Source organism: Acidovorax sp. HMWF018 (assembly GCF_003061035.1).
Classification (GTDB): Bacteria; Pseudomonadota; Gammaproteobacteria; order Burkholderiales; family Burkholderiaceae_C; genus Acidovorax; species Acidovorax delafieldii.
Window position 1 is genome coordinate 18762 of record NZ_QAIM01000450.1, and the last position, 13026, is coordinate 31787.

A 13026-nucleotide genomic window follows, 5' to 3' on the forward strand; every position below is an offset into this window, starting at 1 on the left:
AGCAGAGCCACCAGATCACCAATGTTGACGGTGTCGCCAATCTTGACCTTGAGTTCCTTGAGCACGCCAGCGGCGGGCGACGGGATCTCCATGGAGGCCTTGTCGGATTCGACGGTGAACAGGGACTGCTCGACCTTGATGGTATCGCCGACCTTGACCAGCATCTCGATGACGGCCACGTCCTTGAAGTCCCCGATGTCGGGCACGCGCACTTCGACCGGGCCTGTGGCCGCAGGGGCTGCGGGGGCTGCAGCAGCAGGAGCTGGCGCAGGTGCCGCCACTGGGGCGGGAGCCGCCGCTGCAGGAGCCGGCGCAGCGGCCGGGGCTGCGGCAGCGCCCGCGTCAGCGGACTCCACCACGGCAATCACCGAGCCTTGCTTGACCTTGTCGCCCAATGCAATCTTGAGTTCCTTGACCACGCCTGCGTGGCTGGATGGGATCTCCATCGATGCCTTGTCCGATTCCACCGTGATGAGCGACTGCTCGGCCTTCACGGTGTCACCCACCTTGACCAGCAACTCGATCACGCCCACTTCGTCGAAGTCCCCGATGTCCGGGACTTGAATGTTGACCAATGCCATTGTTCTGTCTCCGTTCGTTTTATGCGTAGAGCGGGTTGATCTTGTCAGCATTGATGCCGTACTTGGCGATCGCCTCGGCCACCTTGGTGGCGGGCAGCACGCCGTCTTCGCTCAGCGCCTTGAGGGCGGCGACGACGATGTAGTGGCGGTTCACCTCGAAGTGCTCGCGCAGCTTGCTGCGGAAGTCGCTGCGACCAAAACCGTCGGTGCCCAGCACCTTGTAGTTGCGGCCCTTGGGTACGAAGGGACGGATCTGCTCGGCATAGGCCTTCATGTAGTCCGTGGATGCGACCACGGGGCCCGTGCTGCTGCCCAGCTGCTGCGCCACAAACGGCACGCGCGGGGTTTCCAGCGGGTGCAGCAGGTTCCAGCGGTCCACGTCCTGGCCTTCGCGGGTGAGTTCGTTGAAGCTCGGGCAGCTCCACACATCGGCCTGCACGCCCCAGTCGGCGGCCAGCAGGGTTTGGGCGGCGAGCGACTCGCGCAGGATGGTGCCCGAACCCAGCAGTTGCACGCGCTTTTCACCCTCGGCGCCGGACTTGCACAGGTACATGCCCTTGATGATCTGCTCTTCCGTGCCTTCCACGAGGCCCGGCATCGGGTAGTTCTCGTTCAGCAGCGTGATGTAGTAGAAGACGTTTTCCTGCTGCTCGACCATGCGCTTGAGACCACGGTGCATGATCACCGCCACTTCGTGGGCAAAGGTGGGGTCGTAGCTCACGCAGTTGGGGATGGTGTTGGCCAGGATGTGACTGTGACCATCTTCGTGCTGCAGGCCTTCACCGTTGAGCGTGGTACGGCCCGAGGTGCCGCCCAGCAAGAAGCCACGGGCCTGCATGTCACCCGCAGCCCAGGCCAGGTCGCCAATGCGCTGGAAGCCGAACATCGAGTAGTACACGTAGAACGGCACCATGATGCGGTTGTTGGTGCTGTAGCTGGTGGCGGCAGCGATCCAGCTGGCCATGCCGCCGGCTTCGTTGATGCCTTCCTGCAGGATCTGGCCGGCCTTGTCTTCCTTGTAGTACATCACCTGGTCGCGATCGACCGGGGTGTACAGCTGGCCCTTGGGGTTGTAGATGCCGATCTGGCGGAACAGGCCTTCCATGCCGAAGGTGCGGGCCTCATCCACCAGGATGGGCACCACACGCGGCCCCAGGGCCTGGTCGCGCAGCAGTTGCGTGATGAAGCGCACGTAGGCCTGGGTGGTGGAAATTTCACGGCCTTCGGCCGTGGGCTCCAGGATGGCCTTGAAGGTCTCGATGGCGGGCACGGTGAAGTGCTCGTCCGCCTTGGGACGACGCTTGGGGAGGTAGCCACCCAGGGCCTTGCGGCGCTCGTGCAGGTACTGCATCTCCGGGGTGTCATCGGCCGGTTTGTAGTACGGAATGTCAGCCAGCTGGCTGTCCGGGATCGGGATGTTGAAGCGGTCGCGGATGTACTTGATGTCCTCGTCCGACAGCTTCTTGGTCTGGTGCACGGTGTTCTTGCCTTCACCGGCCTTGCCCATGCCATAACCCTTGACGGTCTTGACCAGCAGCACGGTGGGCTGGTTCTTGTGCTCATTGGCAGCGTGGAAGGCGGCATACACCTTGGCGGGCTCGTGGCCGCCACGGCGCAGCTCGAACACCTCTTCGTCGGTCATGTGCTCGACGAGCTTGAGCGTCTCGGGGTACTTGCCGAAGAAGTTCTTGCGCACGAAGGCGCCGTCGTTGGCCTTCATGGCCTGGTAATCGCCGTCCAGCGTTTCCATCATCAGCTGCTTGAGCTTGCCGGTCTTGTCGCGGGCCAGCAAGGCATCCCAGCCATTGCCCCACAGCAGCTTGATCACGTTCCAGCCCGCGCCGCGGAACTCGCCTTCGAGTTCTTGCACGATCTTGCCGTTGCCCCGCACCGGGCCGTCCAGGCGCTGCAGGTTGCAGTTGATCACGAAGACCAGGTTGTCGAGGTTTTCGCGCGCGGCCAGGCCGATGGCGCCCAGGGATTCGGGTTCGTCCATTTCACCGTCACCGCAGAACACCCACACCTTGCGGTTTTCGGTGTTGGCAATGCCACGGGCGTGCAGGTACTTGAGGAAGCGGGCCTGATAGATGGCCATCAATGGCCCCAGGCCCATGGACACCGTAGGGAACTGCCAGAACTCGGGCATCAGCTTGGGGTGCGGGTAGCTGGATAGGCCCTTGCCGTCCACTTCCTGGCGGAAGCTGTCGAGCTGCTCTTCGCTCAGGCGGCCCTCAAGGTAAGCGCGCGCATAGATGCCGGGAGCGCTGTGGCCCTGGATGTACAGCAGGTCACCGCCGTGGTCTTCGCTGGCGGCATGCCAGAAGTGGTTGAAGCCCGCACCGAACATGCTGGCCACCGAAGCAAACGACCCAATGTGACCGCCCAGGTCGCCGCCGTCGGCAGGGTTCAGGCGGTTGGCACGCACCACCATGGCCATGGCGTTCCAGCGCATGTAGGCGCGCAGGCGCTTTTCGATGGCGATGTTGCCAGGGCAGTGCGCCTCTTTTTCCGGCTCGATGGTGTTGACGTAACCCGTGTTGGCAGAAAACGGCAGGTCGATGCTGCTCTGGCGGGCGTGTTCAAGAAGTTGTTCCAACAGGAAGTGGGCGCGCTCTGGGCCCTCCTTGTCGATCACGGCGGACAGCGCGTCCATCCATTCACGGGTTTCTTGCTGGTCGGTATCGGAACCGATGCCGAAACCGGCCTGAGGGTCGGGCTGAGCTGACATGCTTTGTCTCCTGTAGGTGTGGCAGCAATTTAGTACGTTGGCTCTAGTTTCGCATATTTTTTCGTAATTTCAAATGGTGCTTATTCATTTCATATTGCAATAATTTGCTGCAGGCGCACATGATGCGGAAGGCCTGAGCACTCCCGGGGCTCCTCTACACTCCCCACATGGATTCGATGCCCACCACCTCCTCCCCCACGGCCACGACCGTGGCAGCGCCGATACGCTGGTGGCGCAAGTGGTGGCGCGGCTTGTCGCCCACCCGGCAAGACCGTTTTGCCGCACTCGCCCCCCTTGCGGCAGTGCTGATGTTCTTGGCCGCCATCGTTGCGGCGTTCTGGTACCTGCGCGCCGAAGAAGCCGAGCGTGAACAAGAAGCCCTACGACGCGACGTGGAATACGCCCAGCAGCGCGTACGCCTGCGCCTGCTGGAGCGGCAAGAGCAACTCATGCGCATCGCACGCGATGTGTCCAACCAGGACCTGGGCAAGGCTGAGTTCATCAGCCGCGCCGAGGCACTGATCAGCCAGTACCCTGAGCTGCAGGCCATCACCTGGATTGACGACCGCCGACGCATCCGCGCAAGCCAGGCCGCCCCGACACTGGCCAGTGGTGAGCTGCGCATCGCAGGCGAAGTTCTCAAGCCCGGGGACACCGCCGACACCTTTGGCCTGGCGCGGGACCTGCAGCAACCGGTGTACGCGCAGCCGGCCGCCACGTCGGGCGATGCGACCCCACTGCTGCAGTTGCAGGTACCGCTCAACAACCAGGGCAAGTTCAGCGGCGTGGTGCTGGGTGAATATTCCATCGACAGCCTGCTGCGCTACGGCACCCCCACCGAAGTGCTGGCGCGCTACGCGGTGACGCTGCTCGACAGCAAGAACCAGGTGCTGGCGGGCACGCCGCTGGGCCCGCGCAACAAGGCCACGCAGTTGCTCCCCTGGACGCCCAAGGCCAACGAGTACGAGGTACCGGTCTCCCCCGTTGGCAACGGTCTGGTGCTGCGCGCCCAGGCGTACCGCACGTCGCTTGGTGTGGTGGGCAGCGGGCTGTTCTGGCTGGTGGGCACGTTGAGCGCGATGACGGCCTGGATGCTGATCGCCACCTGGCGCCACACCCGTCGCCGCATGCAGGCGCAAGAGGCTCTGGTGGCCGAGACCAACTTTCGCCGGGCGATGGAAAACTCCATCCTCACCGGCATGCGCGCCCTGGATATGGAAGGCCGCATCAGCTATGTGAACGCCGCCTTTTGCCAGATGACGGGCTGGAGTGCCGAAGAGCTGGTGGGCCTGAAAGCCCCCTTCCCCTACTGGCCCGAGGCCGATCACGAAACCCTGCAGGCCAAGCTGCGCGACGAACTGCGCGGCAACACCATGGCAGGCGGCTTTCAGGTGCGCGTCAAGCGCAAGAGCGGGACGCTGTTCGACGCCCGGCTCTATGTGTCGCCACTGATCGACGCCCATGGCCAGCAGACAGGCTGGATGACGTCGATGACTGACATCACCGAGCCCAACCGCATTCGTGAACAGCTGTCGGCGTCGCACGAACGCTTCACCATCGTGCTGGAATCGCTGGACGCCTCGGTGTCGGTGGCACCACTGGGCAGCGAAGAGCTGCTGTTTGCCAACAAGCTCTACCGTCAGTGGTTCGGGTCGCAAACCGGCGGGCACCTGCAACTGGTGGCGCAGGCAGGTGTGGTGCCGATTGCGGGCAAGGAGCAAAGTGGCATGGACGATGAGGACGGCCTGATGGGCCTGCCCACCGACACGCTGACCAGCGCCCGCAGTGAAAACGCCGAGATCTACCTGCCCGACCTGGGCAAGTGGCTGGAAGTGCGCTCGCGCTATCTGAACTGGGTGGACGGCCGCCTGGCCCAGATGGTGATTGCCACGGACATCACCCCCCGCCGCCTGGCTGAAGAGCAGGCCCAGCGGCAGGCCGAGCGCGCGCAGTCGGTCAGCCGCCTCATCACCATGGGCGAGATGGCATCCAGCGTGGCGCACGAACTCAACCAGCCGCTCACCGCCATCAACAACTACTGCAGCGGCATGGTTTCGCGCATCCAGAGCGGACAGCTCACCGAAGAAGCCCTGCTCACCGCCCTGCAAAAGACAGCCCACCAGGCGCAGCGCGCAGGCCAGATCATCCAGCGGATTCGCTCGTTCGTGAAAAAGAGTGAGCCCAACCGCACGCTGGCCGATGTGCATTCGATGGTCAACGAAGCCGTCGAGCTGGCCGACATCGAACTGCGCCGGCACAACGTGCGCCTGACGCACTACGTCGCCGCACGCCTGCCGCAAGTGATGGCCGACACCATCCTGATCGAGCAGGTGCTCGTCAACCTGATGAAGAACGGCGCCGAGGCCATCCAGCACGCCGACCGCCCCGCCCCCAACCGCAGCGTGGAGCTGCGCGTGGTGCCCAAGCAGATCGATGACCGCCAGGTGGTCGAGTTCTCGGTGCAGGACACAGGCAAGGGGCTGGCCCCCGAAGTGCTGGAGCGCCTGTTCGAGGCCTTCTTCTCTACCAAGCAGGAAGGCATGGGCATGGGCCTCAATCTGTGCCGCAGCATCGTCGAGTCCCACCAGGGCCGGATGCAGGCGGAGAACCTCTACAATGGCTCGGAGGTTACAGGCTGCAGGTTCTCCTTCTGGCTGCCGCTTGCCAAGCCTGCTGATGCCACTACAAATTCTGTAGCAAACGAACAAAACCCAAGGACTGTTGCATGAGCTTGATTCCGAAAAAAGGCACTGTTTACGTTGTGGACGACGACGAAGCAGTTCGCGATTCCCTGCAGTGGCTGCTGGAAGGCAAGGACTACCGGGTGCGTTGCTTTGATTCGGCCGAGACGTTTCTCTCACGCTACGATCCGCGCGAGGTGGCCTGCCTCATCGTGGACATCCGCATGGGCGGCATGACCGGCCTGGAACTGCAGGACCGCCTCATTGAGCGCAAATCGCCGCTGCCCATCGTGTTCATCACCGGCCACGGCGACGTGCCCATGGCCGTGAACACCATGAAGAAAGGCGCGCTGGACTTCATCCAGAAGCCTTTTGACGAAGAAGAGCTGGTGGGCCTGGTCGAGCGCATGCTGGACCACGCCCGCGAAGCCTTCGCGGGCTACCAGCAGGCCGCCAGCCGCGACGCCCTGCTGTCCAAGCTCACCAGCCGCGAGGCGCAGGTGCTCGAACGCATCGTGGCCGGTCGCCTGAACAAGCAGATCGCTGACGACCTGGGCATCAGCATCAAGACAGTGGAGGCACACCGCGCCAACATCATGGAAAAGCTCAACGCCAACACGGTGGCCGATCTGCTCAAGATCGCTCTGGGGCAGAACGCGCCCAAGGGCTGATTGCTCCCATTTTGATAGCTACCAGCGCATATTGAACTAGCGCCACCAGCCATTTTGACTTGTATTTTCTGACATGACAGCCCAACTCATCGACGGCAACGCCCTTTCCCGCCAACTTCGCAGCGAGGTGGCGCAACGCGCTGCCGCCCTCACCGCCCGTGGCCACCAGCCTGGCCTGGCGGTGATTCTGGTGGGCGAAGACCCAGCCTCGGCCGTGTATGTGCGCAACAAGGTCAAGGCCTGCGAGGACAGCGGCGTGCGCTCCATCTTTGAAAAGTACGACGCCGATCTGAGCGAGGCTGCGCTGCTGGCACGCATAGAAGCCCTCAATGCCGACCCCACAGTGCACGGCATCCTGGTGCAGATGCCCCTGCCCAAGCACATTGACCCGCACAAGGTCATCGAGGCCATTGCCACCTCCAAGGATGTGGATGGCTACTCGGTGCTGTCGGCTGGCGAACTCATGGCCGGGCTGGACGGTTTCCGCCCCTGCACGCCCTACGGCAGCATGAAGCTCATCGAGTCCACCGGCCAGTCGATCAAGGGCAAACATGCCGTGGTCATCGGGCGCAGCAATACCGTGGGCAAGCCCATGGCCCTGCTGCTGCTGCAGGCCAATGCCACGGTCACCGTCACCCACAGCGGCACCCCCGACCTGGGCTACCACACCCGCCAGGCAGACATCGTGGTGGCTGCGGTCGGCCGCGCCAACACGCTCACCGCCGACATGGTCAAGCCCGGTGCCATCGTGATCGACGTAGGCATCAACCGCAAGGCCGACGGCAAACTGTGTGGCGATGTGGACTTTGAGGGCGTCAAAGAGGTGGCGGGCTGGATCACCCCCGTCCCTGGCGGGGTTGGACCCATGACCATTACCATGCTGCTGGTGAACACCATCGAAGCCGCCGAGCGGGCTGCCGCGCGCTGACCGCGCCCGGGGGAGACGCCAGCCGCTTTGCAACTTGAACCTGCGCCGCCTGGCGCCATCTAATCCCGCATGAGCAACGCCCTTCTCGACTTCTCCGACCTCCCCGCCTTTGACCGCATCACCCCACAGGACGTAGCCCCTGCGGTTGATGCGCTGCTGGAGCGTGCCAATCAGGCTCTGGAGACCGTCACGGCGCCCGACTTCCCTGCCCGCTGGGATGCCATCGCCAAGGTGCTGGATGTAGCCACCGAACAGCTCGGCCGCGCGTGGGGGGCTGTCAGCCACCTCAACAGCGTTGCCGACACACCGGAACTGCGCGCGGCCTACAACGCCGCCCTGCCTCGCGTCACGGAGTTCTGGACCCGCCTGGGGGCTGACGAACGCCTCTATGCCAAGTACAAGGCCATCGACCCCGCCACCCTGACGCCCGAGCAGCGCCAAGCCCACCGCAACGCAGTGCGCAACTTCGTGCTCAGCGGCGCTGAGCTGACCGGGGTGGCCAAAGAGCGCTTCGCCCAGATCCAGGAACGCCAGGCCGAGTTGAGCCAGAAGTTCAGCGAAAACGCACTGGACGCCACCGATGCCTTTGCCTACTACGCCACCGCTGAGGAACTGGACGGTGTACCGGCCGATGTGCAGCAAGCCGCTTTGGCGGCGGCACAGGCGGACGGGAAACCAGGCTACAAGCTCACCCTGAAAATGCCTTGCTACCTGCCGGTGATGCAGTTTGCCACCCGCAGCGACCTGCGCGCCAAGCTGTACCGCGCCTATGTCACCCGTGCCTCGGACCAGGCCGAAGGCGAAGGCCAGAAATTCGACAACACCGCGCTGATTGGCGAAATCCTGGCCTTGCGCCGAGAAGAAGCCCAGCTGCTGGGCTACGCCAACTTTGGTGAAGTCTCCGTGGTGCCCAAGATGGCCCAGTCGCCCGCCGAGGTTGTCCAGTTCTTGCGTGATCTCGCCCGCCGCGCCCGGCCTTATGCCGAAAAGGATGTGGCCGACCTGCGCGCCTTTGCGGCCGAACACCTGGGCCTGGCCGATCCGCAGCCCTGGGACTGGCCCTACATCTCTGAAAAGCTCAAGGAAGCCCGCTACGCCTTCAGCGAGCAGGAGCTCAAGGCGTACTTCACGGCACCCAAGGTATTGGCAGGCCTGTTCAAGATCATTGAGACGCTGTTTGAAGTGTCCATCCGCCGCGACACGGCACCGGTGTGGCACCCTGCGGTGGAGTTCTATCGCATCGAACGCAACGGCCAACTGGTGGGCCAGTTCTACCTCGATCAGCCCGCCCGCACCGGCAAGCGGGGCGGCGCCTGGATGGATGACGTGCGCACGCGCTGGCAGCGCCCCGACACCGGAGTGCTGCAAATGCCGATTGCCCACCTCGTCTGCAACTTCGCGGACGGCGTGGACGGCAAGCCGCCACTATTGACCCACGACGACGTGATCACGCTGTTCCATGAATTTGGCCATGGACTGCATCACATGCTGACCCAGGTGAACGAACGCGATGTTTCCGGGATTGGCGGCGTCGAATGGGACGCCGTGGAACTGCCCAGCCAGTTCATGGAAAACTTCTGCTGGGAATGGGATGTGCTCAGACACATGACGGCCCATGTGGACACCGGCGAGCCGCTGCCGCGCACGCTGTTTGACAAGATGATTGCCGCCAAGAACTTCCAGAGCGGCATGCAGACCCTGCGCCAGATCGAGTTTGCCTTGTTCGACATGCTGCTGCACACCGAACACGACCCGGCCCAGGACTTCATGCCCCTGCTGACCCAGGTGCGCCAGGAAGTGGCCGTGCTGCAGCCGCCCGCGTTCAGCCGCACGGTCCACACCTTTAGCCACATCTTTGCCGGCGGCTATGCAGCGGGGTACTACAGCTACAAATGGGCCGAGGTACTCAGCGCCGACGCCTACGCCGCCTTTGAAGAAACCGCCGGTACCGACGGCTTGCCCAGCACCGAAACCGGGAGACGCTACCGTGAGGCCATTCTGGAAGCGGGTGGCAGCCGCCCCGCCATGGAGTCCTTCAAGGCCTTCCGTGGCCGCGAGCCCAGTCTGGATGCCCTGCTGCGCCACCAGGGCATGGCGGAAGAACTGACCGCCTGAGTGCGGTCTGTCGCCTGGCCTCTGAAAACCACAGCCCCACAAGAATGAGGAGAACCCGCATGCCCCGTACAACGTTCGCTCCTGCCGCTGCCTCCTTGTTGATGGCCCTGGCCTCTGTGGGGGCCCAGGCGCAGAATGTCTATCGCATTGTCGGGCCCGACGGCAAGGTGACTTTCTCGGACCGCCCTCCGGCCGAAACCACTGCACCGCCCGCGCGCAGCCCTGCAGCCCCGGCTGCCGCGACCGCAAGCCCAGCAGCGGCCAATGGAGCGTTGCCTTACGAACTGCGCCAGGTGGCCAACCGGTACCCGGTGACCATCTACACCGGCAATGACTGCGCGCCCTGCGGAAGCTTGCGCAACATGCTGACATCACGCGGTGTGCCGTACACCGAGCGCACAGTGGCCAGCAATGAGGACATTGCCGCACTGCAACGCCTGAGTGGCAGCACCAGCCTGCCTTTTGGCACCATTGGCGGCCAGCAACTGGTGGGCTTTTCAGACGCAGAGTGGATCCAATACCTCGACGCAGCGGGCTACCCCAAACAATCCCAGTTGCCCAGCAACTACCGCCAGCCGGCGCCCACCCCGCTGGTTGCGGCCAAGCCGGTGGAGTCCGCACCCGCCGCTGAACCGAAAGCGCCGGCGCGGCCCGCGCTCCCTCCACCGGTCAATGACGGCCCAACACCAAGCAATCCCGCCGGTATCCGGTTCTGACACTGTGACGTAGCCGCCTCCAGACGGCTACGTCCTTCCATTCACCTCCACACAACAGAAAGGGGCCTCCAGAGGCCCCTTTTGTATTGGCGAACTACGGGGGTGGGCTTGTCACCCGCCCCACCACCATTCCTCAATAGGTGATGGTCTTCACGCCCTGCGCCGTACCCAGCAGGCACACGGATGCCTTCTGGTGGGCAAACACACCCACGGTCACCACGCCAGGCCATTGATTGATCTCTGACTCGAACGCCAGCGGGTCGGTGATGGACAAGCCCTTCACGTCCAGAATGTGCTGGCCGTTGTCAGTCACCAGTGGCTGTCCGTCTTTGAGTCGCAAGCTGGCCTGTCCACCCATGGCGGCAAAACGGCGCGCAATGTGATTGGCAGCCATCGGGATCACCTCCACCGGCAACGGAAACTGGCCCAGGGCCTTCACCAACTTGGATTCGTCGGCAATACACACAAAGCGCTCGGCCAACGCTGCCACGATCTTCTCGCGTGTCAGTGCAGCGCCGCCGCCCTTGACCATGTAACCCTGGCCGTCGATCTCGTCCGCGCCGTCGATATAGACGGAGAGCGACGGCACCTCATTGGCATCGAACACGGCGATGCCCAGTGCCTTCAGGCGATCGGTGCTGGCTACGGAACTGGATACAGCGCCCTTGATCTGGTCCTTCATGCCCGCCAGGGCGTCAATGAACTTGTTGACGGTGGAGCCGGTGCCCACCCCCACAATCTCGCCAGGCACCACGTATTGCAGTGCGGCTTTGCCTACCAGGGTCTTGAGTTCGTCTTGGGTCAGGGGAGTGGTGGTCGTCATGGGAGAAAATCGGGGGTAATCCTGAATTATCTCCCCATGTCCCTGATCCCCTACGCCCTCACCCGCCCCTTTCTCTTCGGCATGGATGCCGAGGCCGCTCACGAACTCACCATGGACATGCTGGCGCGCGGGCAGCGCACGCCGCTGCAATGGGCCTGGTGCAACGAAACTGTGAACGACCCCATCACCCTGGCGGGGCTGAAGTTTCCCAACCGCGTGGGCATGGCGGCGGGCCTGGACAAGAATGCGCGCTGCATTGACGCGCTGGGCGCCATGGGTTTCGGTTTTGTGGAGGTGGGCACCGTGACCCCCAAAGCGCAGCCGGGCAACCCCAAGCCGCGCATGTTTCGCCTGCCCGAGGCCCGCGCACTGATCAACCGCCTGGGCTTCAACAACGAAGGCCTGGACGCCTTCCTGCGCAATGTGCAGCAGGCGCAGTTTCGCAAGCAGAACCGTCAGCATCCCATGCTGCTCGGTCTCAACATCGGCAAGAACGCCACCACCCCCATCGAGAACGCCACCAGCGACTACCTGATCTGCCTGGAGGGCGTATACCCCCATGCCGACTATGTGACGGTCAACATCAGCTCACCCAACACCCAGAACCTGCGCGCATTGCAAAGCGATGCCGCACTGGATGCACTGCTGGGAGCGATTGCCGAGCGCCGTGAGACGCTGGCTGCCCAGCACCAGCGGCGCGTGCCGGTTTTTGTGAAAATTGCACCGGACCTGGATGAAGCCCAGGTGGCAGTGATCGCTGCCACGCTGCAGCGCCACGGCATGGACGGTGTGATTGCCACCAACACGACCATCAGCCGCGCTGCGGTGCAAGGCATGCGCCACGCGGAAGAGACGGGGGGGTTGAGTGGCACTCCGGTGCTGGAAGCCAGCAACCAGGTCATTCGGCAGCTGCGCGCAACCTTGGGCAGCGGATTCCCCATCATTGGTGTCGGCGGCATCATGAGCGCCGACGACGCAGTGAGCAAGATTCGCGCAGGGGCAGACGTGGTGCAGATCTACACCGGCCTGATTTATGAAGGCCCTGCGCTGGTTGTGAAGGCCGCCAAGGCCATCAAGGCCTTGCGCTGACCCCTCGGGCCACAAACGCTCGACCGCATGGCCCCATAAGAAAACGGAGCCTCTGGCAACAGGGCTCCGTTTCAGTTTTCGGCGTGGGTTTGAGTAGCGGGACGCCGCCCTCCGCAACCCCGCCAGTGGTCAGCGCCGCAAGCGCATCAGCATCGGCAGGACAATGCCCGCCCATCGGATCAACCTGCGCGGGCCGGCGACCAGAGCGACACCGGCCATGGCCGCCACCGCCAGCGGGTGTTCGCGCGCGAACCCGGCGGCGCGCAGCGCCAGCGAGGCATCTCCACCGCCCGTGGCGCCTCCGGCTTGCTCCGCGAGCGCGCGGGCCTGGGCCCGGGCCACGCGGCGGGCACGCAGCCGCTCGCGCTGCAGTTCAATTCGGTCAAGCACACGCTGCTGCTCCGGCGTAGCCACCAGCCTTACCGTGGGCGCAGTCTGCGGTGTACCAATTGTTGGGTGGGGGGTGCTCACAAGCGCTCCTTGATGTCACGCCAGTCCTGGGCCAACTCTCGCCGCGTCAGCGCAAAGCCGCTGCCCGCGCGCTGCGCCACAGACACCAACGACACCGTGGCGGCGGCCCAGCCTGCAGCCCACACGGCAGCCACCAGCCACGCCACCAGCGTGCGTTGCGGTGAGTCCCAAAAGTGCACCAGCACCGCCAGCGACACCATGATCAGGGCCACCACCGTAAGCC

General features: G+C 63.9%; 10 protein-coding genes and 1 pseudogene. 6 read left to right on the plus strand and 5 right to left on the minus strand.

The features are described from left to right. Both DBR23_RS31055 and aceE read right to left on the minus strand, forming a co-directional pair. The coding region (locus tag DBR23_RS31055) for a biotin/lipoyl-containing protein (protein ID WP_304466217.1) at positions 1–581 on the minus strand (581 nt) is incomplete at its 3' end. 19 nt (positions 582–600) lie between these two features. Continuing rightward, complete coding sequence (aceE, locus tag DBR23_RS18610) at positions 601–3309, minus strand: pyruvate dehydrogenase (acetyl-transferring), homodimeric type (protein WP_108499205.1); 2709 nt, start codon at positions 3307–3309, stop codon at positions 601–603. Positions 3310–3485: 176 nt separating this feature from the next. Between aceE and DBR23_RS18615 the strand changes: the two genes are divergently transcribed. The 5 genes from DBR23_RS18615 to DBR23_RS18635 all read left to right on the plus strand — a co-directional run bounded on the left by DBR23_RS18615 (position 3486) and on the right by DBR23_RS18635 (position 10420). Then, positions 3486–6038, plus strand: coding sequence for a PAS domain S-box protein (locus DBR23_RS18615; protein WP_369882136.1), 2553 nt, complete (start codon positions 3486–3488; stop codon positions 6036–6038). Continuing rightward, the gene (locus DBR23_RS18620) at positions 6035–6661 is read left to right on the plus strand and encodes a response regulator transcription factor (RefSeq protein ID WP_007848524.1); all 627 of its coding nucleotides are present in this window, start codon (positions 6035–6037) and stop codon (positions 6659–6661) included. The genes DBR23_RS18615 and DBR23_RS18620 overlap by 4 nt, the downstream gene beginning before the upstream one ends. A gap of 73 nt (positions 6662–6734) precedes the next feature. After that, a complete protein-coding gene (folD, locus tag DBR23_RS18625; RefSeq protein ID WP_056062998.1) occupies positions 6735–7589 on the plus strand; it encodes a bifunctional methylenetetrahydrofolate dehydrogenase/methenyltetrahydrofolate cyclohydrolase FolD in 855 nt (284 codons plus the stop codon). A gap of 69 nt (positions 7590–7658) precedes the next feature. Then, on the plus strand, positions 7659–9704 hold the full coding sequence (locus DBR23_RS18630) for a M3 family metallopeptidase (protein WP_108499207.1): 2046 nt from the start codon (positions 7659–7661) through the stop codon (positions 9702–9704). Between the two features lie 59 nt (positions 9705–9763). Further along, entirely contained in the window at positions 9764–10420 is a 657-nt protein-coding gene (locus tag DBR23_RS18635; RefSeq protein WP_056063005.1) for a glutaredoxin family protein, read from the plus strand. A 133-nt stretch (positions 10421–10553) separates the two neighbouring features. On the opposite strand, the gene rpiA is transcribed toward DBR23_RS18635, so the two are convergent. Continuing rightward, positions 10554–11243, minus strand: coding sequence for a ribose-5-phosphate isomerase RpiA (gene rpiA, locus DBR23_RS18640; RefSeq protein WP_108499208.1), 690 nt, complete (start codon positions 11241–11243; stop codon positions 10554–10556). 36 nt (positions 11244–11279) lie between these two features. Between rpiA and DBR23_RS18645 the strand changes: the two genes are divergently transcribed. Continuing rightward, on the plus strand, positions 11280–12332 hold the full coding sequence (locus DBR23_RS18645; protein WP_108499209.1) for a quinone-dependent dihydroorotate dehydrogenase: 1053 nt from the start codon (positions 11280–11282) through the stop codon (positions 12330–12332). 129 nt (positions 12333–12461) lie between these two features. Here the strand turns inward: DBR23_RS18645 and DBR23_RS18650 are convergent, their stop codons facing one another. Both DBR23_RS18650 and DBR23_RS18655 read right to left on the minus strand, forming a co-directional pair. Next, entirely contained in the window at positions 12462–12803 is a 342-nt protein-coding gene (locus DBR23_RS18650) for a hypothetical protein (protein WP_369882137.1), read from the minus strand. Beyond that, a pseudogene (locus DBR23_RS18655) lies at positions 12800–13026 on the minus strand (phage holin family protein); the annotation flags it as partial. The gene DBR23_RS18650 and the pseudogene DBR23_RS18655, both read right to left, overlap by 4 nt.